Origin of the sequence: Ectopseudomonas oleovorans (assembly GCF_029845265.1) — a bacterium.
In the GTDB taxonomy this organism is placed as follows: domain Bacteria; phylum Pseudomonadota; class Gammaproteobacteria; order Pseudomonadales; family Pseudomonadaceae; genus Aquipseudomonas; species Aquipseudomonas oleovorans.
Map to the genome: position 1 here is coordinate 1 of NZ_JAOCLK010000054.1, position 23,717 is coordinate 23,717.

Sequence of the window (23,717 nt, forward strand, 5' to 3'; positions counted from 1 at the left end):
GCCAGCTTCTGCCTCTGCTTCCTGAAAAAAAACCGTCCGCCAGGACGGGGTTTATGGAGCGGTTACAATTCAAAAGCCTCGGCTGATCTTGTCCTGCTCAAGGCTCTGATTCTGCAATTGCAGGAACAGGTCGCCCTGCTGCGCCACAAGCTGTTCTCGCCCAAGTCCGAGCGCAGCCCTGAAGACGCCGACTCACCGCAGTTGGCCATGTTCAACGAGGTCGAAGAGCTGATCGAAGCGCCGGCCGCCGCAGCCGAAGCCGAAGCCGAAGAAGTCGTTGCGCCGGTCAAGCGCCGTGGCAAACGCAAGCCGCTGCCGGCCAACCTGCCGCGTGTGGAGGTCATCCATGAGCTGCCCGAGCACGAGCTGACCTGCGCCTGCGGTGCCTGCAAGCAGGTGATCGGCGAGGAGACCAGCGAGCAGCTGGAGATCATCCCGATGCAGGTGCGGGTCATCCGCCACATCCGCAAGACCTATGCCTGCAAGGCCTGTGAAACCGCGCCGGTCACCGCCGAAACCGTGCCGAGAACGCCATCCGCCCCTTCGTCATCGGGCGCAAGAACTGGCTGTTCAGCGACACGCCCAAGGGGGCCACGGCCAGCGCGCAGATCTACAGCCTGATCGAAACCGCCAAGGCCAATGGCCAGGAGCCTTACGCCTGGCTGCGCCACATCCTCGAACGCCTGCCAACAACACAGAGCGTTGAGGACTACGAAGCGCTGCTGCCTTGGAACTGCTCGCCGGCTTCTGCTCCTGCTTCCTGAAAATAAATCCCGTCCTGGCGGGCGGGGTTTATGGAGCGCTTACTAAACGTCTCTGTAAGTACAACCAATCAACAATCTCACCGTCAGGCCGATAACCACTCACGGTTTCGCGCAGTAACGCCCGAACCCGCTCGTAGTCCTCACGCCCAACTGCATCCTCCAAAGCAAGAAGCACTTTCCTGTACTCCTCCCAAGACAGCATTTCTTCGTTGGCACGCATGATCATCGGATGCTCGGTCGGGCTGACGTTATCGCCAATCAGCAACTCCTCATAGAGCTTCTCTCCCGGCCGGAGCCCTGTGAACTCGATAGCAATATCACCCTGCGGGTTTTCAGCAGAACGCACACTCAAGCCACTGAGATGAATCATCTTCTCTGCTAACTCGGCGATCTTAACCGGCTCCCCCATATCCAACACGAAGACGTCTCCGCCCTCCCCCATCGACCCCGCCTGAATCACCAACTGGGCCGCCTCAGGGATAGTCATGAAATAACGTGTAATATTTGGGTGCGTAACCGTCACAGGCCCACCACGCCGGATTTGCTCATGAAACAGGGGTATGACCGAACCGGACGATCCAAGCACATTACCAAAGCGCACCATTGTGAAGCGGGTTTTGTTGACCTCCTTGAGCACCGCGCCTTTACCAAAAAGTACCGGAGCCTGTTCGCGGCTAAGCGCCTGCAGTACCATCTCAGCCAAACGCTTGGTGCTGCCCATCACATTGGTGGGCCGCACAGCCTTGTCAGTCGAGATCAGCACGAAATGCGCAACTCCAGCCTTTAGAGCTGCCTGAGCGGTAAACAGGGTGCCGAATACATTATTCAGCACACCTTCAGCAATATTGTGCTCGACCATCGGCACATGCTTGTAAGCTGCCGCGTGATAGACCGTATTCACCGCCCAGCTCGACATCACCTCCTCGAGCCGCTCCGGGTTGCGAATTGAGCCCAGAATTGGAATCAACTGAATGGCCAAGGACTCACGCTTGGTGCGGCTTACCAGCTCGGAGTGAATGTTGTAAAGATTGAATTCGCTGTGCTCGAACAGCAACAGGGTCTTCGGCTCATTGGACAGGATCTGTCGGCATAGCTCCGAGCCAATCGAGCCACCCGCGCCAGTCACCATGACCACCTGGCTACGTATGCAACGCTCAAACAAGGCCTTCTGCGGCGGTACCGAATCACGTCCCAGCAGGTCAGCAATATCGACCTCCTGCACCTCATCTACCTTAACCCGACCACTGGCCAAGTCCATTAAACCTGGCACGCTACGTACGTGCAGGTTGTACTGGCCAAGCAATTCGAGGATCTCCCTGCGACGCGCACGCGAGGCAGAAGGCACCGCAAGCAGAATTTCCTGGGCGCCAGTTTCTTCGATCATCTGTTGGGTGTGCTTGGGCTTGTACACCCGCAACCCGGCAATCACCCGGTTGGCGATGCTTGAGTCATCATCAATAAAGGCAACGGGTGCCAGTGAACGCCCCAAACGCAGGGCGGCCAGTAACTGATTCCCCGCCGCACCGGCCCCATAAATCGCAACGCGGGGCAAACCACGGTCCCCTGTTAGAAGACGGGGATGCTCAGCCGAATACCAATTACCCATAAAGTACTGACGCATCAGCAAGCGCACCCCGCCAATCAACGTCAGGCTGAGCCACCAGAAATTCAGCACCATCGAACGTGGAATCGGCTCAGGCGCGTCGCGATACCAATAGATCGTCAACGCCAGGAATAACGCAGAGAGGGAAATTGCCTTAAAAATGCTCTTGAGCGCATCGTTACCGAAAAAGCGCATCACCGCGCGATACATGCCCATGCGGATGAAAATAGGCACTGAAATCAAGGGCACAATTACAAAGATCCAGGCGTGATGGCCTAAAGGATCAACCGCGTTGAAATCACCCAAGCGCACGATAAACGCCAGCCACAGCGAACACCACAGCAACAGCACATCGACAATGACCTGCAGCACACGCTTCGAACGCCGTGGCAAACGGATCAAACGCTCACGCAGGCGATCTGCAGTCCTTAACATCACAACCTCCCAATCCTTCACATACCGTACTACGTGGCAAAAACTGATTCCCGCACAAGCCGCTGCCACTAACTAGGTTCTGTACGAAAAGTCGTCGAGCGAAGGTCAGGCGAGGCAAAAATGGGTGAGGAAGCGGAGTTTACGAGCTGTAAATGAGCATTCCGAACCTATTTTTAACGAAGCATCACCGAGCGCAGGCACTTTTCGTACAGAACCTAAGACGGGCGTATCCGATCACCCGCGCCCTTACCAAGCACCGTCATCAGGATATATTTAAAATAATGAGCTAGGGTAAGCTCACGAATCATACGCTGATCGGTTTCAGCCAACAGCTTCGGCGTCGACATATCAATCTCATTCACCTGCGCCAACCCGGTAATACCAGGCCGAACCTTATACACACCCAGCGCATCGCGCTCAGCAATTAACTCATCCTGATTAAACAAATTCGGGCGCGGGCCAACCAAACTCATTTCACCTTTCAGCACATTCCACAACTGCGGCAGCTCATCCAACTTGGTTTTACGCAAAAAACCACCCATACGGGTAACAGACGCCGTAGAAGCCAGATGGCTGGCCACCGACGCGGTATCCACCTTCATAGTGCGGAACTTAACCAGAGTAAACGGCTTTTTATTCCGCCCTACCCACTCCTGCCTGCAGGGTCAACGTGGACCAGTTACAGTTACAATCAAAACGCAACAATGCAGCAGAACATCTACACGATAACCTGAAGCAAAGAAAACTATAAAATCAGCGAGTAATGATCTTTTTAAGTGTCAAAATAATTAGCTTAAAATCAAGCAGCAGACTCTGTGAATCAACGTATTCAACATAGTAAGCCTGCTTAATTGGCAAAATAATATCGATGTAGGCTTGCCTAAAATCGTCGTACTTCGCAAGTATTTCGTTTTCATCTACCATCTCAATAGAAGCTTTGTCCGTAATACCAGGTCTTACAGACAATACCTTTTCACGCACTTCTGCAGGGTAACAATCAATAAACTCTTGAACCTCCGGACGCGGCCCGACCAGGCTCATTCGCCCCAGAAAAACATCGATCAACTGTGGCAGTTCATCAATTTTTGTCTTGCGCAGAAAATGTCCTGAACGGGTAATGCGTGAGTCTGCTCCCACCGTTAAACGACCTGATTTTTCAGCATCCACACGCATGGTTCGGAACTTGTGGATCTTGAATGGCACACCAAACAGCCCGACTCGTTCTTGTCTGAAAAAAACAGGGCCAGCTGAATCCAACTTAATCCATACTGCAATCAGAGCAAAAACAGGCGTTAGAATCAGTAATCCAAAGAAGGATGCCAGCACATCAAAAAGTCGCTTAGTCACAACCAAGCACCTTTTTAACGGCACTAACAACACGCTGTTGGTCTGAGTGCGTCATCTTGGTGTACAGAGGCAAAGAAACTTCCATCTCATAAGCCGCATGCGCATTTGGGAACATTTCAGGAGTAAGTGAGTAAGTGTCACGCCAGTACGGTTGCAAATGCAGAGGAATAAAATGCACCGAACAACCAATGCCTTCATCGGCCATTTTCTGTATGAACGCGTCCCGCGCAATGCCTGCTTCAGCCTTAATACGAACAGGATACAAGTGCCATGCATGTTCAGAACCATTACCAGGTAATGCAGGTAGCACCAAAGGCAACCCTGATAACTCTTGGTTATAGAACCCTGCCATGTCATTACGCTTCAGCTGAAATGCTGGCAATCGCTTTAACTGATGTATGCCAATGGCAGCTGCAAGATCGGGCATATTGTACTTAAAGCCCGGTGCAACAATCTCATAAAACCAAGCCGGCTTAGTAGATGTATAACGATCAAAGGCATCCCGGCTTATGCCATGCAAGCGCATAATTCGACAACGCTTGGCAAGCTCTGCGTCACGGGTTACCACCATACCACCCTCACCAGTAGTCATGGTTTTGTTGGCATAAAAGCTGAACACCGTGAAGTCAGAATCCAAAGTGCCAATCAGCTTGCCATTGTAATGGGTAGGCAATGCATGAGCCGCGTCTTCGACAATACGAATACCATGCGTTTTAGCAACTTTAATAATTGCATCCATATCACATGCCAGCCCAGCAAAATGAACTGGCATCACCGCCTTGGTTTTATCGGTAATGGCCGCAGCAAAGGATTCAGCAGACATATTGAAGGTTGCTGAATCAACATCAACAAAAACAGGCGCAGCACCTAAATAGCGCACCACCTCTGCAGTAGCAGTAAAGGTGTAATCAGGAACAATGACCTCATCCCCCGGGCCAACACCCAAAGCTTCCAAAGCCAGGTGCAACCCAGAAGTGGCGGAGTTTACAGAAATCGACTGAAGTGATGCATCTCCCAAAAATTCAGTAAACTGCTCTTCAAATTTTTTCGCTTTCGGGCCAGTAGTAACCCAGCCAGTGCGCAAGGAGTCTACAACCTCGGCAATTTCTTCTTCACCGATCTCTGGCAAAGCAAATGGTAGAAACTTTACATCACTCATTAGGGGCACCATTAAAAATCTTTATAAGCCGTAGCATTTTCCGACCATCGGCTTGTACAAATTCAGACTCAATCTTGTAGCCGCTCTTAATATAAAAAGCCACTACATTATCATTTCCAAGTTTATCGGTTGTTAAGTACAGGGATTCCGCCCCTTTGCTATTAACCACCTTTTCAAAATCAGTCAGTAGCTTCTTACCCAAGGACTTACCCGCCACTTCTGGTATAACACCGATACTACTTAAAAGAGCAGCCTTTGATAATGCGACAGGAGCTTCACCTTTATAAAAAACAGCGTACCAAAGTTTTTTCAATACCAAGATAGGGTTTTTAATTAACCCTGGAATTGCACAAATAAAAAAAACTAAACCTTTGTCATTTCTTAAACAGCGAAAAAAACTATCTGGCTCGATAGCTCCACCAGCAAAGCCAACTATTCGCCCATCCTCGCTGCAAAGCACTCTTAAGATACCACCACGCCGAAAAGCAAAAGCATCATATAATTGATGAAGAAAAGTCGGACCTAATTTAGTTAAAAAAAATCCATCAAAGGCTTTTTGATGAACAATCACAATTTGCAGCAAATCATTCTTAGTAGCGTCACGAATTATCACGAGATACGTCCCTCAGAACATCGTCGAGCTTTTGATAATTCACTCGCGATGAAAAATTCTGCTCATAGAAATCACGAGCTGACTTTCCCATATTCTTCCAATCAGATTTTTTAGCTAACAACAATCTCAATGCTTTCTGAATAGATTCAACGGACTGCGGTTCAGCCACCACCCCTGCACCAGCCTGTATTACTAGGTCATTTACTTCACCGCCAACGGCCATAAGCATCGGCTTGCCTATCGCCATAGAAGACTGAGTTTTTGATGGAATTGTAATTTCAAAAAGAGGATCTCTGCGAAGATGAACAGCTAGTATGTCAGCACCAACTAAAACATCAAAAATGTCAGAAGACGGCACATAGCCTTTAAAAGAAACGTTTGCGTAACGTTTAGATTTTACCAGTGCTTCCAGCTCTTCCTTCTCCACTCCATTCCCATAGAGTTCCAATACAAGAGAGGAAGCTGAAAACGTACCAACAGCATCTATGAGAGATACAAGTGATTGAGCCGCACCAATATTGCCAGCATAGACAACCCGAGCTGACGACTTTTCATCTATTGCCTTATTGTGCTGATTCTCAATCGCTTCACTAATGCGTAACTCTTCGGGACACCAGTTATATACAACCCGTATCTTACTTTCGGATACACCCCGAGCAACTAAAGCCTGCCTAAACCCTTGAGACAGCACGACAATGGCGCTAGCTTGCATGTACACAATCCGACACCAACGATCTATTAACCGAACAACCAACCCCGCCTTATTTAAACCCGTAGCCACCAGTGCATCTGGCCACAAATCCTGAACATCTGTGATGAAAGGCACACCTTTCAACTTTTTTAAAAGTATCCCAATCAAGCCAGTAGTTGCCTGAGGATGATACGCGTAAACAACGTCTGGTTTTTTACTAAAAAACGCGTAAAACAGCGCCGCAATAGTATAGCTAAGGTAAGTGGCCGCACGTGACAGCTTGGATTTAGAGTGTGAAATATGGCTCCAAAGCCTTATCACCTTAACACCATTGATGACTTCAACTTGTTTCAGTTTGCGCTTATAGCCAGGAAACACACGTCCAGTAGGATAATTCGGAAATGTAGTTATTACTTCAACTTCATGCCCCTGTTCTATCCAGTGCATCATTAACCCTAAACCTTTTATTGAATACTCTGGGTCAAACAACTGGCTGATAAAGAGAATTCGCATTAGTACTGCTTCCACACCGTCCGCATCACATAATCACGGTAGCTGTGGATAATGCGAACCACCTTGTCGGCTACATTGGGCATGCTGTAGTCAGCCACTAACCGCAAATCGCGTTGTTCGCCACGGGCTTGCGTTTCCAGAATGGCCAGGCCTTGCATTACACGCTCCACTTCCAGGCCGGCCATCATGGCGGCCGCTTCTTCCATACCTTCCGGGCGCTCATGCGCTTCACGGATATTCAGGGCCGGGAAGTTCAGAATGGATGATTCTTCATTGATCGTACCGCTATCAGACAAGACCGCTTTCGCGCTTAACTGCAGCTTATTGTAGTCTTTAAAGCCCAGCGGTTTCAGCAGTTGCACGTTCGGGTGGAAGGTAACCCCCATGGTATCGACGCGCTTTTGGGTACGTGGGTGGGTAGAAACAATCACTGGCAAATTGTAATGCGCCGCAACGGTGTTCAATACATCCACCAGTTTCAAAAAGTTTTTATCGGAATCGACGTTTTCTTCACGGTGCGCACTCACCACAAAGAATTGGCCTTCTTTCAGACTCAGTCGTTCCAATACAGTAGAGGCTTCAATCCCTTCGCGGTAATAATTCAGCACCTCAAACATCGGGCTGCCGGTTTTAATAATGCGATCCGGCGGTAACCCTTCTGCCACCAGATAATCCCGCGCAATGGTGCTGTAACTCATGTTGATATCGGCGGTATGGTCAACAATACGGCGGTTGATCTCTTCCGGCACACGCATATCAAAACAACGATTACCAGCTTCCATGTGGAAGGTCGGAATCTTACGCCGCTTGGCTGGCAATACGGCCATACAGCTGTTGGTATCGCCCAACACCAGCACTGCTTCGGGGTTTACCTCAGCCAGAACCTGGTCAACCTTAATAATCACATTGCCAATGGTTTCCGCACCAGTACTGCCGGCGGCACTTAAAAAATGGTCTGGCTTACGGATGCCTAAATCCTGAAAGAAAATTTCATTCAGTTCGTAATCATAGTTCTGGCCGGTATGCACCAGAATGTGTTCGCAGTGTTCATCCAATTTAGCCATTACGCGCGACAAACGGATAATTTCCGGGCGGGTTCCAACCACGCTCATCACTTTTAATTTTTTAACAGCGGTTATCATAACAAAGTATCCAACTATTTATTAGCCACAGGCGTTTCACTGAGCCACAGGCGTTAACGGGCAAGCGTAGGTGTCCGGCTTTTCCCGATCAAAAATTTCATTCGCCCACAGCATAACAATCATTTCATCATCACCAATGTTGGTAATGTCGTGTGTCCAGCCTGGCATGGTTTCCACAATTTCGGGTTTTTCGCCGGTGGTTTCCAGCTCGAAAAATTCACCAGTGTGCATGTGGCGGAACTTAAAGCTGGCCTTGCCTTTAATCACCAAAAACTTCTCGGTTTTGGTGTGGTGGTAATGACCGCCACGGGTAATACCGGGGTGCGCTGTGAAGTAAGAAAACTGGCCGGCATCCGGTGTTTTCAGCATTTCTACAAATACACCACGCGGATCACCGTATTTGGGCACTTCGTAGGTAAAGCGCTCTTTCGGCACATAGCTGAGGTAGGTGGAATACAAGGCACGCACCAACCCAGTACCCACGCGCTCGGTAATTAAACTATGGCGGCTATCTCGGAAGCGATACAACTGATCGGCCAATTCACCCACGGTTATTTCGTACACCGGTTGTACGGTTTCAAACGCATCGGCCGTCCGTTTAGCATCCAGCAGTGCCAGGAAATGCTCAATCACATCATCGACGTACACCAAATTAACCACCGCTGCAGGGTCATTAATTTGAATGGGCAAGTCGTTCACAATATTATGGCAGAAGGTTGCCACGGCAGAGTTGTAGTTCGGTTTGGCCCACTTGCCAAACACATTCGGCAAGCGGAAAACCGAAACAGGCACATCCTGCTCGCGCAGTGCCAGTAAGGCATCTTCCGCCGCACGCTTAGACACGCCATACGGGTTATCCAACCCGGCCTGAATGGAAGAGGTATACACCACCGGGGCTTTGCAACCCGTTACCAACATGGCATCGGCCAACTGCTGGCTTAAACCCGCATTACCGGTGGTAAACTCTGCCGGGTCTTGAGGGCGGTTAATACCGGCCAGGTGAAATACAAACTGCACACCATCCAACATGGCCGGTAATTCTGCTGCTGAATGTTCGCGGGTAAAACACACGACTTCAATGTGTTTACGTTCCGCCAGGTGCACCAACAGGTTTTTACCAATAAAGCCGTTGGCACCGGTTACCAACACACGCATGGCTTACTCCTCGGGGTTTACGTAACGGCCATCACGCAGTTCACGAATGAACTCCAGCTTTAACAGCAGTTGCTGCATGCCTGCCACATCCAAACGCTGGGTATTGTGCGAGTTGTAGTCTTCTGCCTGGGAAATTTCCTGCTCACCCTGCTCCACAAACTTACCGTAGTTCAGATCGCGCAGATCGGGCGGAACGCGGTAGTAACCGCCCAGGTCTTCGGCACAAACCATTTCTTCACGGCTTAATAGGGCCTCATACAGCTTTTCGCCGTGGCGGGTGCCTATCACGTTAATGGGATAACCCGGCTTGCCAAGCAGATCGGACAAAGCCTGTGCGAGCAACTCAACCGTTGCTGCCGGGGCTTTTTGCACGAACATATCACCGTTATTGCCGTGCTCAAAGGCGTACAACACCAGGTCTACGGCGTCGGCCAGCGTCATCATAAAGCGCGTCATATTCGGGTCGGTAATGGTCAGCGGCTTGTCAGCACGCATTTGGTCCACAAACAGCGGAATAACCGAACCACGGGATGCCATTACGTTGCCGTAACGGGTACCACAAATAACGGTTTTGGTGGGGTCTACGTTACGCGATTTGGCCACCATGACCTTTTCCATCATGGCTTTGGAGATACCCATGGCATTAATGGGGTAAACCGCTTTATCGGTGCTTAAACACACCACCCGCTTCACTTCGTTCTGAATAGCGGCTTCCAGCACGTTTTCAGTGCCCAACACGTTGGTTTTAACCGCTTCCATTGGGTGAAACTCACAGGATGGCACCTGTTTTAATGCCGCCGCATGAAAAATGTAATCGACACCACGGGTGGCATTCAGCACCGCCTGATAGTCGCGCACATCGCCGATGTAAAACTTCAGCTTAGGATTCGCGTATTTTTTACGCATATCATCCTGCTTCTTTTCATCACGGCTGAAAATACGGATTTCGGCAATATCGGTATCCAGGAAGCCTTTAAGAACGGCATTGCCGAATGAACCGGTGCCGCCGGTGATAAGCAAAACTTTATTTTTAAAATAATTTCTCATAAATACTCTCTATAAACCTTATACCCATCACGAGCCCAGTTATATCGATCCCTGCTAGGGGTTTTTGACAAAGTAGCTGATTCCAAATGGTCTACCATCAGATCAGGATCATAAAATAAAACACCACCTGAATTATGAATCTGATTAGAAAGGAAAGCTTCCTCACCATATAAAAAGAAAGGAAATGCGAGCCTTCGATTACACTTAAAGAAACTAGCAGTTAAGATATAAATAGCTCCAATCCCCATATGAATTATCCTTGGCTCTTCATCCTTATCAGCGCGAACTTTACTTGAAAATGCATTCTTAATAATTAACAATGCACTAGCAACATAATAATTTGAAAAATAAATATCAATCTTCAAACGCTGTAAAAAATTGAATCGTTTTACAACATGAGGATTCTGATGCACTCCTTCAGAAGACCTCACATCAGGGCATATCGCATAAACATCATCGGCATAATTTGCAAACTTTAATTTCTCCGAAAAATCAGGCGCAAAAATAATATCATTATTCCCAACTACAACATATTTATAATCATCGACATTAATTAAATCTAAACCGTCATTCAACCCCTGAAAATAACCTTTATTTACAACGGGGCTAATCAAAACATTAGAACAGCCTTCGAAAACCGAATTTAGATTTTTATTTTCGTCCTCACTTTGTGAATTATCGACTACAACAAAGTCAAACTCTGAACTATCCAATGATGAAATTAGCGATTTATACATCTGCAGCGTGAGATCAAATCCCCTGTAATTAACAACCACAATACTTAATAATTTCATATTAAACCTTTCTCAAAAAAGCAAACAAAAGAACAAAAATCAAACCGACACTAACTATAGTGGTCACCCAAACAAAAGTTGATATTATATATGACGAATAAACAAAAAGAGAGAACAAATACCAACTTGTTATCCCTAATACAGACCATCCATATTTACAAAGCAGCAGGTAACCAACAGACATTAACCAGCCAAATATGAAAAAGAAAACTAACGTTCCGGCAAAACCGAAGTCGTACAACAGACCTCTAAAGATTGTATAGATATTTGTCGTTAAAAAACCATCAGTAAAATATTCCCCATAGATACCCATTACGGTCATGGATGGATAACCAACCAAATTATAAATCCCCTGAAATGTGTAGTAACCAAAAGGCAATGACAACTCATCGTATCTTGCATATAAATGCTGCCCACCCAAGAAATATGAGAACCAATCATTAAAAGCAAAGATATGCCCCGAACTATACGAAACAAAATAAGAGTACAAGTCGGCAATGCTCACGCCTCTAGATATAAATGCAAACAAAATCAAGAGGAATAAACATATGAAAACTGGCAGAAGATATACTATTTGCCTCCCTCTAATCAAAGCTACTTCACCACGATTACTGGAAGCAACCAGCCAACCCATATAATACAAAAAGGAAACAAGAAATAAGGCACCCTTATCCCCAAAAATAATAAAAAATAAAATTGGAATAGTAAAACAACAGACTAAATTAGCTAAAATAGAACGACCTCTAAGCGTAGCCATTAGACCACCCAAGAATGCAACAGGATACATCATTAGAACTATAACCTTGCTATAGAAGCTATAGATCAACTCGCTAGCATACTTCTTATTAACAAGCATTGCAGTAATCTCTTTAGGTGAAGATACCCAAGACATTACAGATACGTTATTAAGCGACAAATGCAACCAGAAAAAAACAATGCCGATTAAGAAATATATTCCCAGGAAAAATCTAACTCTTCGCCTAAAGTACACAGGTTCAATCCAAATGGTCCTTTTCGGCTTAAACAATGAAATAACATAAAACGGTAAAGAGAAAGTAGCCAAACAAAGAAATACAAAGGAGTGCGTTTCCAATTGAATACGACCATCAGGATATATAAGCAAAGGCAAAAATAGAGTAAGCAGCCAATAAAAACTCAAAATAGAAACAGGATTAATATACGACCCGATTAGCCTTGCATAGAAGAAACCGTTAAAAAGAAACAGAAGCGATAAAAATAAAGCACTATCGAGCACTTGAATCACCTCCTAACTTCCGATCTTTTAATAACAGATAAAATAAACATATAAAGCATAATAAAAACTCAGGAATAAACAATGCTAGCACCATCCCTTCCAGTTGAAGGTTCAGCACTAAATAGTACAAAGCAACAGAACCAATCAGACCTGAAAAAAGAACAGATACAACAAAAAAATAGCCGCCAACAATAGAACTATAAATCAAGAAAAAGTAATTTAGATAACCAAATAACAATGTAAAAACTAAAATACTCATAATGATATTAAACGAATACTTCCTCAATAACTCATCACCAACAATCAGGCCAAATGGAAAGAAAACACAAGCAATAGAACCTAAAGCCACCAGACTAAAACCTATTAAAAACACTCTCTTAAATTTATAATTAAAAATCCACCCACTTGTATACATCGACCTCATTACAGACGGCATAAGATATTGAGATACAGGCCTCATCATAGCCGCTGCAGCCCTAAGCAATTTATCCAACATTGAATAAAGAGAGATTATTTCAGAACTAGATGATGCCAACGAAATAATTGGAATATTAAATTCTTTTAAGAACAACACTGACAAAGAGTCTTTAAAAGATAACCACGAAGCAAATATAGATCCCCGCACCCTAGCAAAATCGAATGGTATATACCTTATTTTATCCAAATAGACCATTAACAATATAAAGCAAAATGCAACTATTAATAATGGGACTGATATAACATATGAGATATACATCAAATCAATTCCTGAATCTAGAGAGAACAACAGCACCAAACTAATTACTCTTCCTATAAACATAGCAATAAATACTTCGAAACTTAACTTATACACTAGAAAATAATATGTAGAGAAAATAGCAATTGACAGCGGATAAAAAAGCCATCCAACCACCATAATAATAAATTTCAAATCAAAAAATATATAACAAAATAGGCACGACAAAATCAAGGATACAATCCAAAATAAAAACCGGGCATAGAGCGTGTTAAAAAATATTAGCGACCGCCCCAATGAGCGCTCGTATCGTATGTTTCTTAACCTCCTTACTGAGTCTATCTCAAAACCCCACAGCACAAATATTAAGACAAATATTGAAAAAACTTCAGCCTTAACAAAATCAGAATAATGATCATACCCATATTGCTGCAATAAAAATGGAAATACTAACAAAGGATACAATCCATTAAGAACTTGAATCCCGTAAAGCGAGATTATTTCCAAATGATTACGCATTACAATCCCAGCTCATAGTTCGGAAGTTAAGATTGATAAAAACATTTATCGATAAGCACTTTGTCTAATTCTTCAGACCACCTTGGTACTTCAAAGTCGAGCATTGTTTCGATCTTATAAGTATCTAAAACAGACCGCAGTGGTCTTTTCACTACCATCTTGAATTCTTCAGAAGTTAAAGAATTAATTTTTGGATTATTATGAACAATTCCAAATGTACCAGCTTTACTAAACACTTCCATTGCAAATCCATACCATGTAGTCGCTGGTGCATTGCTGAAGTGGTAAATTCCCCAGGTCAATTCACCTTCTTCGGTGTATTTTTGCGCTAACTGCCACAGTACGTTAGCAATACTGGCAGCACTGGTAGGGCAACCATGCTGGTCTGCTACCACACCCAAGGTATCCCGCTCTTTGCCGAGGCGCAGCATGGTTTTAACAAAGTTATTGCCTTCAGCACCGAACACCCAGCTGGTACGCAGAATAATGTGCTTAACACCACTATTCGCTAACGCCTGTTCGCCAGCCAACTTGCTGGCACCGTAAACACCGGTTGGGCCAACCGGATCGGTTTCTTTGTAGGGTTCAGTCGCTGTACCGTCGAATACATAGTCGGTAGAAATATGGAAAACCGGAATACCCAAAGACAATGCTGCTTCAACCAGGTTTTTAACACCGGTTTCATTCACAGCGTAAGCACGTTCAACATCGGTTTCAGCTTTGTCTACGGCAGTGTATGCGGCAGCATTGATAATAAGCGCCGGGGATTGTTCAGCTACTATCTGCTGAACCTGCTGGGCATTGGTAATATCCAGTTCGCTGGAGTTGTAACCCACAACATCAAAACCAGCCGGGGCCAGCTTAACCAGTTCACTGCCAACCTGCCCGGCCGCACCCGTAATTAATACCTTAACCATGTAAGTCTTTTAACCCCGGGTAGCTTTGGTCTTTCTCGGAAAGCTGCACATCGGTAAGTGGCCAGGCAATGTTGAGCGTAGGGCAGTTCCAGGCTACACCGCCTTCATCGCTAGGGTCGTAGTAGTCGGTGCATTTGTATACAAAATCGACCGCATCAGTTAATACCACAAAGCCATGAGCATAACCCGGTGGTACCCACAGCTGGCGATGGTTATCTTCCGACAACTCGACCCCAACGTATTGGCCATAAGTGGGCGATGACGGGTTAATATCGACGGCTACGTCATACACAGCACCACGCACTACGCTAACCAGCTTCCCTTGCGGCTTGGTTTTCTGAAAATGCAGGCCGCGTAAAACGCCCTTACGCGAACGGGAGTGGTTATCTTGCACAAAGACTAACTCAATACCTGCTTCATCGCGGTAACGCTGGGCACTGAAGGTTTCCTTAAAAAATCCACGCGCATCACCAAAGACTTTTGGCTCAATAATTTTTACACCGGCCAATACGGTATCAATAACTTTCATACCTATTCCTTGTGTTCTTCTGCCAAGCGAAGCAGGTATTGGCCATAGCCGGTTTTAGCCAGTTTGTTACCCTGCACAAGAAGCGCTTCACGGCTTAGCCAACCATTGTGAAAACCAATTTCTTCTAAACAGGCAATTATTAATCCCTGACGGTGTTCTACGGTTTGCACGAACATACCCGCTTCCAACAGGCTTTCGTGGGTACCGGTATCCAGCCAGGCAAAACCACGCCCTAATAGTTCTACGTTTAAGTCGCCACGCTCCAGGTAAGCCTGGTTCACACTGGTAATTTCCAGCTCACCCCGGTGCGAAGGTTTAACGGCCTTGGCGATTTGTACAACATCGTTATCGTAAAAATACAAACCAGTAACGGCATAGTTAGATTTTGGCTTGGCGGGTTTTTCTTCAATGCTTAACGCACGGCCATTAGCGTCAAACTCAACCACACCAAAGCGTTCAGGGTCATTTACCAGGTAACCAAATACGGTAGCACCGCTGACACGACTAGCCGCAGCCTTCAGCTGCTGGGAGAAGTGTTGGCCATAAAAAATGTTATCGCCCAATACCAGACACACAGAATCGGTGCCGATAAACTCTTCACCAATAATAAAGGCTTGCGCCAGGCCATCCGGTGACGGTTGTTCGGCATAACTCAGTTCAATACCGTATTCACTACCATCACCCAGCAACTTTTTAAAATTGGGTAAATCTTCAGGGGTGGAAATAACCAGAATTTCCCGTATACCCGCCAGCATCAACACGGAAAGCGGGTAGTAAATCATCGGTTTGTCGTAAATGGGCAATAACTGCTTAGAAACACCCTTGGTAATGGGGTACAAACGGGTGCCAGAACCACCGGCTAAAATAATGCCTTTCATGCCTTTTCTCCTAAACGGCCTAATTGATATTCACCATTCAAAACACGCTTCCACCATTCGCGGTTATTTAAGTACCATGCAACGGTTTTACGCAGGCCAGTTTCAAATGTTTCTTCCGGTTTCCAGCCCAGTTCATCGGCGATTTTACTGGCGTCGATGGCGTAGCGGCGGTCATGGCCGGGGCGGTCTTTCACATGAGTGATTTGGTTTTTGTAGGTAGGAGTTTTGTCGCGGGCATGGCCCGCTCCCACAAGGCCTGCTTCCACAGAACCGTCATCGTTTACTGGAAGTGGTCGTAACTCATCGAGAATCGCGCAAATGGTGTGTACCACTTCGATGTTCTTTTTCTCGTTGTGGCCGCCAATGTTGTAGGTTTCGCCGATCTGGCCTGTTGTTACCACCAAATACAATGCACGGGCATGGTCTTCTACATACAACCAGTCACGGATTTGGTCGCCTTTGCCGTAAATGGGCAGCGGCTTGCCATGCAGTGCGTTGAGAATGACGTGCGGCACTAACTTTTCAGGAAAATGGTATGGCCCGTAGTTGTTAGAGCAGTTGGTTATGATGGTTGGAAAGCCGTAGGTACGCCGCCAGGCACGCACTAAATGATCGGAGCTGGCTTTGCTGGCCGAGTATGGGCTGCTGGGGGCGTAGGGGGTGGTTTCGGTGAACAGGGGAAATTTAGTACCGTTGTCGCGGGCATGGCCCGCTCCTACAGATTCGTCGCTTTCCAAATCATCTGGGTGGGGTAAGTCGCCGTATACTTCATCGGTACTGATGTGGTGAAAACGGAAGGCGGCTTTGCGGGGTTCTTCCAGTTGCTGCCAGTAATTACGGGCGGCTTCCAGCAATGTGTAAGTGCCAACGATGTTGGTTTCGATAAACGCTGCTGGGCCGTCGATTGAGCGATCTACATGGCTTTCTGCGGCCAGGTGCATAACGGCATCCGGCTGGTGTTGAGCGAATACACGGTCTAGTTCAGCACGGTTGCAGATATCGACTTGTTCAAAAGCGTAGCGGTCGCTGTTGCTGACTTCTGTTAGGTTTTCTAAGTTGCCTGCGTAAGTCAGTTTGTCGAGGTTTACGACTGAGTCTTTGGTATCGTTAATAATGTGGCGAACGACTGCAGAGCCGATAAAGCCAGCACCGCCGGTGACGAGGTATTTCATTGCGTGATGAGTCCTTCGATGACTATACGTTGTAGCTCTACCCTTTGAGGGTTGACGCGACTCTCAATATTTAACCGCAGCAGCGGCTCCGTATTCGAAGCCCGGATATTCATCCGCCAATCATCGAACTCCAGACTCAACCCATCGGCAGTGTCCACCTTGGGATTGTGCTCGGAGAGGTGCGCCTGCACGACGGCGAGTACGGCTTTGGCATCGCTGACGGTGTAGTTGATCTCGCCACTGCACGGGTAGGCAGCCATGCGCTCGCCCACCAGTTCGGAGAGTTTCTTGCCCTGGCGGCTCATCAACTCGGCCACCAGCAGCCAGGGGATCATGCCACTGTCGCAGTAGGCGAAGTCGCGGAAGTAATGGTGTGCGCTCATCTCGCCGCCGTAGATGGCGTTTTCCTTGCGCATGCGCTCTTTGATGAAGGCGTGGTCGGTTTTGCTCTGGATGGCCTGGCCGCCATGCTGTGCGCAAATATCGATGGTGTTCCAGGTCAGGCGCGGGTCGTGGATGATCTTGGCGCCTGGCTCCTTCTTGAGGAAGGCTTCGGCCAACAGGCCGACGATGTAGTAGCCCTCGATGAACGCGCCACTCTCGTCGAATAGAAAACAGCGGTCGAAGTCGCCGTCCCAGGCGATGCCCATGTCCGCGCCATGCGCTTTGACCGCATCGGCAGTTGCGGCGCGATTTTCCAGCAGGATGGGGTTGGGGATGCCATTAGGGAAGCTGCCATCGGGCTGGTGATGTAGCTTGATGAACTCAACCGGCGCGCCCAAGGCCTTGAAGCGCTGCTCCAACGCATCGATCACATGCCCCGCAGCACCGTTGCCGGCATTGACCACCAGCTTGAGCGGTTGAAGATCAGCAGGGCTGATATAGCCGAGCAGGTGTTCGATGTAAGCGTCCTGGCATGATTGGCGGGCCAGGCTGCCGCGCTTGCCGACCGGTGCGAAGTTGTCTGCCTCGGCCAGAGCCTGAATATCTTTGAGGCCGGTGTCACCACTGATCGGTTGGGCGCCACGACGCACCAGTTTCATGCCGTTGAAGTCGATGGGATTGTGACTGGCGGTTACCTCGATGCCGCCATCGACATCAAGGTGGAAGGCGGCGAAATAGACCTCCTCGGTGCCTGTCATGCCCAGGTCGATCACATCACAGCCAGCGTCCATAAGGCCGTTGGCCAGAGCCTGCTTGAGGCCTGCGGTGGATAGACGCATATCGCCACCGATCACGATTCGTTTGGCATCGAGGAACTGCGCGTAGGCACGGCCAATGCGGTAGGCGATTCCCTCATTGAGCTCAGCGCCGAGCTGTCCGCGGATGTCGTAGGCTTTGAAGCAGGTTAGCGTGGTCACGGTGAGTAATTCTTCTCGATCGAGTGCAGCAACACCCTGCATTGCCATGCAGCAGGGCAATACGTGAATCAGGCGCTTCGCGTACGGTTCCCGGTAAATACGATGCGGATCAGCGCGACGAATACGCCAAGCATGCCGCCCAGCACCAAGCCAATTGCCACGATCAGCATTTTCTTGGGTTTGATGGGTTTAAGTGGCTTGATAGCGGGTTGGTCGATACGCACCAGGTTCAGTTGTTCAAGATTAGGCTGGATACTCTTTAAACGAGCCGCTTCCTCACGCATCTCTGCCAACTTGGCCAGGAAAAGGTCTTCATTCTCCCGGCTCTGCATCATCTCGATCTGGCGGTTGTGCTCGAGCATCTGCAGTTTATTCTGGATTGTGGCGATTTTCGGCTCGGTGTGATCATCCGAACGGCGCTTGAGCAGGATATTGCGCTCGGCCTCCAGGGCTTCAGTGCCCATGAAGTGGAGGGGGAACTGCTGGCTGATCACCTCTGTACGGAAAACGTTACCCTGCCCCGCAGCTGCATCGACATCGCCCAAGGACGTGGGATTGGTCGGCTTGGAGATACCAAGTGATTTGGCGATGGCAATAGCCTCGTCGAGCTGGGCAATGCGGTTCTGTCGACGAGTACGCAGCTCAGCTCTGAGCGCCTTGAGCTCATCTTGCAAAATGGCAATCTGGAGCTTGTCATCTTCACTCAGCTTGGCAATGGCGGCTTCTTTCTCGGCCTCATAGCTGGCACGCGCAGCCGCCATTTGTCGTTCGATCTTGTTCAGACTATTCTGGATTACCCCCTCAAGATCCAGCGCTACACGGCGACGCTCATCGATGATGGCTTGCTCGACCATACCATTGAGAATGGTCACGCCATCTACGTAGTCAGGGTATTCAAGACGCAGCCCTACATAAGGCGAAAGGTTGTTGGTTTTCTTTGGATCCGGCTGCAACAAGGTGAAGTTTTCGGCATTAAAATCCTCAAATGCCTGCTCAAGGGTCTTGTCGCCCTTCTTTAGCGGTTCAAATAAAGCCTGATTGTCTCGGAAAAACTGCGAGCGTGAACTGTAGGAGTCCAGTGCTGCACCTACGCGCTGCAGCGCTTCTTCAGGCGTTAAGCTGTATACGCCCGTGCTATTGAGTTCATCCAGCTCTTTCAACGGAGCCGGCCGTAGCATGCTTTGCACCTGATAGTGAGGCGTGGCAAGCCAGGCGTAGCCTGCAGCACAGACCGCTACGGCAAGCGTACAGGCAATGATCAGGTACTTCTGTTGCCAGAGTTTCTGGAACAGTTCCACAAGATCGATTTCATCTGCTGTGGGCTCGTAGGGCTTTGCGGTTTCGGTACTCACACTATCTCCGAGGTCTAATCATCATTGAAAACGTTGGTTTTTGCTCTTGCTGGCACCTGGTAAGTGCCTGCAAAACGCACGGGTTTAACCCGGAACTACTACGTTGAGCGGACATCCTGCTTGTGCATATAAAGCCCGATACATCCGTGCGAGCTCTCGCTTGGCATCTGGTTCGCCATGCACGATACGAATTTCTCCGGGCTTGTTGCGCATACCGCTTACGAACTTGAGCAACCCGGCTTGGTCGGCATGAGCTGAATAGCCGCCCATGGTATGCACCTGAGCGCGAATGTCATAGCGCAGCCCGTCATATTCCACATAGCCATTACGCGGGCCAAAACGCTGGATCTGTCGTCCCGGTGTACCCTCGGCCTGGTAGCCGACGAACAGCACATCATGCCGCTCATCACCCAGCATCGCTTTTAGGTAGTTGACGATACGCCCGCTGGAGCACATGCCGTTGCCGGCTATAACGATAGCCGGCTGAGTGGTTTGGGCCAGACGGTTGACCATGGCCAGGTGAGCCTGGTGACTGTCAACCGTAAGCAGGTTACGAAAAGCCAATGGATTACGGCCTTTGGCTAAAAGCGCCCTCGCCTCTGCATCCCAGAAGTGATCGAGCTCGCGGTATACCGCTGTAAAACGGCTGGCCAGCGGAGAGTCGAGAATGATGGGCAGATTCGTCCAGTCGAGCGCTGCAGCTTTGCTGGTGCCCGGTTTTGAAGCACTTGACTGACCTTTGGTAGATTCTTTCAGCGCTCTGCGATGGATGATGTCTTCCAGCTCATAGAGCAACTCTTGAGTGCGACCAATACTGAAGGCGGGTATCAGCACTGTGCCCTGGTTACTCAGTGCGTGCTCAAGCACTTTTTCCAGTCGCGCGCGACGACTGCGGCGGTCTTCGTGCAGGCGATCACCGTAAGTGCTTTCGATAACCAGAATATCGGCTTTGTAGGGAGCTTTCGGCGCCGGCAGGATTGGGGCATGGGGTGCGCCGAGGTCGCCGGAAAACACGATGCGTTTCTTCTCGCCCGACTCGGGGTAGTGCAGGTCTACCTCGATGTAGGCCGAACCAAGGATATGGCCAGCACGCTGTAGACGAATCCGCGCGTTGAGTTGTGGCGTGTCGATCAAGCTGAACCATTGCTTGTAGGGCAAAGCGACGATGCGCTGCTCGATTAGCTTGAGGTAACGCTCGACTTGTTTCTGATCGCGACTAAAACCAAGCTTGAAGGCATCTTCGAGAACGATAGGTAGCAGCTTGGCTGATGGCTCACTGCAGAGAATCGGGCCTTTGAAGCCAGCGGCTAGCAGATAGGGAATGCGGCCGACATGATCGATGTGAACATGGGTTGCGACCAGAGCCCTGATACCATCCAGGGAAAAATCGATGGCGAGGTTACCGGCATTCGCACGGCCTTCTGGAGAGGTTTCCGCGCCTTGAAATAGGCCACAGTCAATTAGCAACGCATGCTCGTGATCCATCTGTAGCTGATGGCAAGAGCCCGTCACACCCGTTACGGCGCCATGATGGAAAATGGAGGGGTACCGCACGAGTCAATCCCTAACGCTGGCGAAATTCAAAGGGACTCAGCCCAGTAATGTGGATGGCTACCCAGATAAAGCTGGTGAGTTCAACAAGCTGAAAGCGTAGCAACCAGATGCTTTGTGAAAACCCGCACATTTTGACCGTTTTCTGTAATTTCGCAAGTACGAGAGGCGCCTTATGTCAGATTGCCATCTAACAAGGGGTCGACACGAGCGAAGGGCTCTACAGTTGCTTACTCATCCTCATTGACCCGATCACGCAACTCCTTGCCCGGCTTGAAATGCGGTACGAACTTGCCATCCAGACGTACCGACTGGCCGGTTTTTGGGTTGCGCCCAACGCGCGGCGCGCGGTAGTGCAGCGAGAAGCTGCCGAAGCCGCGAATTTCGATACGGTCCCCCGTGGCCAGTGCCTGGGACATTTGCTCCAGCATCGTCTTGATGGCCAACTCGACATCCTTGGAGGACAGTTGCCCCTGATGAGTGACAATTCTTTCGATCAACTCCGACTTGGTCATGGTTTTCCCTTCTTTTTCAAGCGGCTAGAAGACTCGATGGATCGGTTTTAGCACGCTGATCAGCTTTTGAACAGCCTAAAAAACAAGGTGTTAGCGAGTTTTGCGGTTAGTTGTGATAACGGGGGCTTTGCGTAGGCGATCTGCTTCGGGGCAAAGCTTTTGGGTATGGGCTCGGTATTGCGGAATGGCCGCCATTCGCTGCGGGGCGCAGCTCCTACAAGGGGAGCGTTGTTTTGCAGTTTGGTGTGGGAGTCCCGCCTCGGGGCGAAGCTGTTGAGGCCGGCTCGATATTTGTGGGGCAGCCATTGTTCGCGGCGGGGCGCCGCTCCTACAGGGGTCGCGTCGTTTGCTGGATTGGCGTGGGAGCCCCGCCTCGGGGCGAAGCTGTTGAGGCCGGCTCGATATTTGTGGGGCAGCCATTGTTCGCGGCGGGGCGCCGCTCCTACAGGGGGCGCGTCGTTTGCTGGATTGGCGTGAGAGCCCCGCCTCGGGGCGAAGCTTTTGGGGTTGCGCTCGGGATTGTGGGATAGCCGCCGTTGTTCGCGGCGGGGCGCCGCTCCTACGCGGGCGGTGGCGTTTGCTGGGTTGGCGTAGGAGCCCCGCCTCGGGGCGAAGCTGTTGAGGCCGGCTCGATACTTGTGGGGCCGCCACTGTTCGCGGCGGGGCGCCGCTCCTACACGGGCGGTGGCGTTTGCTGGGTTGGCGTAGGAGCCCCGCCTCGGGGCGAAGGTGTTGAGGCCGGCTCGATACTTGTGGGGCAGCCATTGTTCGCGGCGGGGCGCCGCTCCTACGCGGGCGGTGGCGTTTGCTGGGTTGGTGTGGGAGCCCCGCCTCGGGGCGAAGCTTTTCCCAGAACCACACTCGTCTAAGCTGGAATTAGACACTCCTGCGGAAGGGAATCCGATGACTGAGAAACGCTACGCCTCACACAGACTTCGCGACGGACGCTGGTCCAGTAGCGGACAAATCTATCTTGTCACCACCGTAACCAATGGTCGCCTGCCTGTTTTTGCTGATTTTTCAGCGGCGCGCACGCTCATACAGGTCATTCGTCAAGATGAGTTGCGTGGATCGCATCAAACGCTCTGCTTTGTCGTGATGCCTGATCATCTGCACTGGCTATTGCAACTACAGAGTGAGGATCTGGCCCGCCTGGTAGCCAGGGTCAAATCAATTTCCGCCAAGCGCCTGGGTAGGCCGATATGGCAGAAAGGCTTTCATGATCATGCGCTGCGCCGGGAGGAAGATGTTAGGAGCGTAGCGAGATATGTGGTGTCGAACCCCTTGAGAGCCGGGCTCGTGGAACGAGCGGGTGATTATCCGCATTGGGATGCAGTGTGGATATGAGGGCAGTTGGGCGCAGCCTTTAGCTATTGCTTCGGTATTGCAGGGTGATGGCTATTCGCGGCGGGGCGCCGCTCCTACACGGGAGGTGGCGTTTGCTGGATTGGCGTGGGAGCCCCGCCTCGGGGCGAAGCTGTTGAGGCCGGCTCGATACTTGTGGGGCAGCCATTGTTCGCGGCGGGGCGCCGCTCCTACAGGGGGGGCGCGTCGTTTGCTGGATTGGCGTGGGAGCCCCGCCTCGGAGCGAAGCTGTTGAGGCCGGCTCGATATTTGTGGGGCAGCCATTGTTCGCGGCGGGGCGCCGCTCCTACAGGGGTCGCGTCGTTTGCTGGATTGGCGTGGGAGT

General features: G+C 49.5%; 20 protein-coding genes and 2 pseudogenes. 2 read left to right on the forward strand and 20 right to left on the reverse strand.

What is annotated here, in order from left to right; all coding sequences use genetic code 11:
* Positions 1-93 precede the first annotated feature (93 nt).
* Positions 94-764 (forward strand): annotated as a pseudogene (locus tag N5J71_RS19845) (transposase domain-containing protein).
* A 28-nt stretch (positions 765-792) separates the two neighbouring features.
* Here N5J71_RS19845 and N5J71_RS19850 read toward each other — a convergent pair.
* The 20 genes and pseudogenes from N5J71_RS19850 to ihfB all read right to left on the reverse strand — a co-directional run bounded on the left by N5J71_RS19850 (position 793) and on the right by ihfB (position 22,027).
* Positions 793-2,802, reverse strand: a complete 2,010-nt coding sequence (locus tag N5J71_RS19850; protein ID WP_279917473.1) for a polysaccharide biosynthesis protein — start codon at positions 2,800-2,802, stop codon at positions 793-795.
* A gap of 215 nt (positions 2,803-3,017) precedes the next feature.
* Positions 3,018-3,461, reverse strand: a pseudogene (locus N5J71_RS19855) (sugar transferase); the annotation flags it as partial.
* 94 nt (positions 3,462-3,555) lie between these two features.
* Positions 3,556-4,149 carry a sugar transferase gene (locus N5J71_RS19860; protein WP_279917474.1) on the reverse strand — a complete coding sequence of 198 codons (594 nt, stop codon included), beginning with the start codon at positions 4,147-4,149 and terminating at the stop codon, positions 3,556-3,558.
* A complete protein-coding gene (locus tag N5J71_RS19865; protein ID WP_279917476.1) occupies positions 4,142-5,308 on the reverse strand; it encodes a DegT/DnrJ/EryC1/StrS family aminotransferase in 1,167 nt (388 codons plus the stop codon). The genes N5J71_RS19860 and N5J71_RS19865 overlap by 8 nt, the downstream gene beginning before the upstream one ends.
* Positions 5,301-5,921, reverse strand: coding sequence for a GNAT family N-acetyltransferase (locus tag N5J71_RS19870; RefSeq protein ID WP_279917478.1), 621 nt, complete (start codon positions 5,919-5,921; stop codon positions 5,301-5,303). Before N5J71_RS19870 ends, N5J71_RS19865 begins: the two co-directional genes overlap by 8 nt.
* Positions 5,908-7,125 (reverse strand): glycosyltransferase family 4 protein, encoded by a 1,218-nt coding sequence (locus N5J71_RS19875; protein ID WP_279917480.1) that lies wholly within the window; start codon positions 7,123-7,125, stop codon positions 5,908-5,910. The genes N5J71_RS19870 and N5J71_RS19875 overlap by 14 nt, the downstream gene beginning before the upstream one ends.
* On the reverse strand, positions 7,125-8,267 hold the full coding sequence (gene wecB / locus N5J71_RS19880) for a non-hydrolyzing UDP-N-acetylglucosamine 2-epimerase (protein WP_125874988.1): 1,143 nt from the start codon (positions 8,265-8,267) through the stop codon (positions 7,125-7,127). Before wecB ends, N5J71_RS19875 begins: the two co-directional genes overlap by 1 nt.
* 36 nt (positions 8,268-8,303) lie before the next feature.
* Positions 8,304-9,422 carry a UDP-2-acetamido-2,6-beta-L-arabino-hexul-4-ose reductase gene (gene wbjC, locus N5J71_RS19885; protein WP_279917482.1) on the reverse strand — a complete coding sequence of 373 codons (1,119 nt, stop codon included), beginning with the start codon at positions 9,420-9,422 and terminating at the stop codon, positions 8,304-8,306.
* Between the two features lie 3 nt (positions 9,423-9,425).
* A complete protein-coding gene (locus N5J71_RS19890) occupies positions 9,426-10,469 on the reverse strand; it encodes a polysaccharide biosynthesis protein (RefSeq protein WP_279917483.1) in 1,044 nt (347 codons plus the stop codon).
* Entirely contained in the window at positions 10,466-11,263 is a 798-nt protein-coding gene (locus tag N5J71_RS19895; protein WP_279917484.1) for a glycosyltransferase family 2 protein, read from the reverse strand. The genes N5J71_RS19890 and N5J71_RS19895 overlap by 4 nt, the downstream gene beginning before the upstream one ends.
* 1 nt (position 11,264) lies before the next feature.
* A complete protein-coding gene (locus N5J71_RS19900; protein ID WP_279917485.1) occupies positions 11,265-12,518 on the reverse strand; it encodes an O-antigen polymerase in 1,254 nt (417 codons plus the stop codon).
* Positions 12,508-13,752, reverse strand: a complete 1,245-nt coding sequence (locus N5J71_RS19905; RefSeq protein ID WP_279917487.1) for a hypothetical protein — start codon at positions 13,750-13,752, stop codon at positions 12,508-12,510. Before N5J71_RS19905 ends, N5J71_RS19900 begins: the two co-directional genes overlap by 11 nt.
* A 26-nt stretch (positions 13,753-13,778) precedes the next feature.
* Positions 13,779-14,669, reverse strand: coding sequence for a dTDP-4-dehydrorhamnose reductase (gene rfbD, locus N5J71_RS19910; RefSeq protein ID WP_279917489.1), 891 nt, complete (start codon positions 14,667-14,669; stop codon positions 13,779-13,781).
* Positions 14,662-15,198 carry a dTDP-4-dehydrorhamnose 3,5-epimerase gene (rfbC, locus tag N5J71_RS19915; protein WP_279917490.1) on the reverse strand — a complete coding sequence of 179 codons (537 nt, stop codon included), beginning with the start codon at positions 15,196-15,198 and terminating at the stop codon, positions 14,662-14,664. Before rfbC ends, rfbD begins: the two co-directional genes overlap by 8 nt.
* Before the next feature lie 2 nt (positions 15,199-15,200).
* On the reverse strand, positions 15,201-16,076 hold the full coding sequence (rfbA, locus tag N5J71_RS19920; protein ID WP_279917491.1) for a glucose-1-phosphate thymidylyltransferase RfbA: 876 nt from the start codon (positions 16,074-16,076) through the stop codon (positions 15,201-15,203).
* A complete protein-coding gene (locus N5J71_RS19925) occupies positions 16,073-17,248 on the reverse strand; it encodes a dTDP-glucose 4,6-dehydratase (protein WP_279917493.1) in 1,176 nt (391 codons plus the stop codon). Before N5J71_RS19925 ends, rfbA begins: the two co-directional genes overlap by 4 nt.
* Positions 17,245-18,651, reverse strand: a complete 1,407-nt coding sequence (locus N5J71_RS19930) for a phosphohexomutase domain-containing protein (protein ID WP_279917499.1) — start codon at positions 18,649-18,651, stop codon at positions 17,245-17,247. Before N5J71_RS19930 ends, N5J71_RS19925 begins: the two co-directional genes overlap by 4 nt.
* 26 nt (positions 18,652-18,677) lie before the next feature.
* Positions 18,678-19,961: a Wzz/FepE/Etk N-terminal domain-containing protein gene (locus tag N5J71_RS19935; protein WP_279917494.1), complete on the reverse strand. Its 1,284-nt coding sequence runs from the start codon at positions 19,959-19,961 to the stop codon at positions 18,678-18,680.
* Between the two features lie 84 nt (positions 19,962-20,045).
* Positions 20,046-21,515, reverse strand: coding sequence for an MBL fold metallo-hydrolase RNA specificity domain-containing protein (locus N5J71_RS19940; RefSeq protein ID WP_279917496.1), 1,470 nt, complete (start codon positions 21,513-21,515; stop codon positions 20,046-20,048).
* A 227-nt stretch (positions 21,516-21,742) separates the two neighbouring features.
* Positions 21,743-22,027: an integration host factor subunit beta gene (gene ihfB / locus N5J71_RS19945; RefSeq protein ID WP_003243558.1), complete on the reverse strand. Its 285-nt coding sequence runs from the start codon at positions 22,025-22,027 to the stop codon at positions 21,743-21,745.
* A 903-nt stretch (positions 22,028-22,930) separates the two neighbouring features.
* On the opposite strand from ihfB, the gene N5J71_RS19950 reads away from it, so the two are divergent.
* Positions 22,931-23,374, forward strand: coding sequence for an REP-associated tyrosine transposase (locus N5J71_RS19950; RefSeq protein WP_279917498.1), 444 nt, complete (start codon positions 22,931-22,933; stop codon positions 23,372-23,374).
* Positions 23,375-23,717 lie beyond the last annotated feature (343 nt).

What these genes read in the sequence shown, in the direction of transcription:
- N5J71_RS19850 (WP_279917473.1), bottom strand. Translation starts at nt 2,802, where the DNA reads ATGTTAAGGACTGCAGATCGCCTGCGTGAGCGTTTGATCCGTTTGCCA.
- N5J71_RS19865 (WP_279917476.1), bottom strand. Translation starts at nt 5,308, where the DNA reads ATGAGTGATGTAAAGTTTCTACCATTTGCTTTGCCAGAGATCGGTGAA.
- N5J71_RS19875 (WP_279917480.1), bottom strand. Translation starts at nt 7,125, where the DNA reads ATGCGAATTCTCTTTATCAGCCAGTTGTTTGACCCAGAGTATTCAATA.
- wecB (WP_125874988.1), bottom strand. Translation starts at nt 8,267, where the DNA reads ATGATAACCGCTGTTAAAAAATTAAAAGTGATGAGCGTGGTTGGAACC.
- wbjC (WP_279917482.1), bottom strand. Translation starts at nt 9,422, where the DNA reads ATGCGTGTGTTGGTAACCGGTGCCAACGGCTTTATTGGTAAAAACCTG.
- N5J71_RS19890 (WP_279917483.1), bottom strand. Translation starts at nt 10,469, where the DNA reads ATGAGAAATTATTTTAAAAATAAAGTTTTGCTTATCACCGGCGGCACC.
- N5J71_RS19895 (WP_279917484.1), bottom strand. Translation starts at nt 11,263, where the DNA reads ATGAAATTATTAAGTATTGTGGTTGTTAATTACAGGGGATTTGATCTC.
- N5J71_RS19905 (WP_279917487.1), bottom strand. Translation starts at nt 13,752, where the DNA reads ATGCGTAATCATTTGGAAATAATCTCGCTTTACGGGATTCAAGTTCTT.
- rfbD (WP_279917489.1), bottom strand. Translation starts at nt 14,669, where the DNA reads ATGGTTAAGGTATTAATTACGGGTGCGGCCGGGCAGGTTGGCAGTGAA.
- rfbC (WP_279917490.1), bottom strand. Translation starts at nt 15,198, where the DNA reads ATGAAAGTTATTGATACCGTATTGGCCGGTGTAAAAATTATTGAGCCA.
- rfbA (WP_279917491.1), bottom strand. Translation starts at nt 16,076, where the DNA reads ATGAAAGGCATTATTTTAGCCGGTGGTTCTGGCACCCGTTTGTACCCC.
- N5J71_RS19925 (WP_279917493.1), bottom strand. Translation starts at nt 17,248, where the DNA reads ATGAAATACCTCGTCACCGGCGGTGCTGGCTTTATCGGCTCTGCAGTC.
- N5J71_RS19930 (WP_279917499.1), bottom strand. Translation starts at nt 18,651, where the DNA reads ATGCAGGGTGTTGCTGCACTCGATCGAGAAGAATTACTCACCGTGACC.
- ihfB (WP_003243558.1), bottom strand. Translation starts at nt 22,027, where the DNA reads ATGACCAAGTCGGAGTTGATCGAAAGAATTGTCACTCATCAGGGGCAA.
- N5J71_RS19950 (WP_279917498.1), top strand. Translation starts at nt 22,931, where the DNA reads ATGACTGAGAAACGCTACGCCTCACACAGACTTCGCGACGGACGCTGG.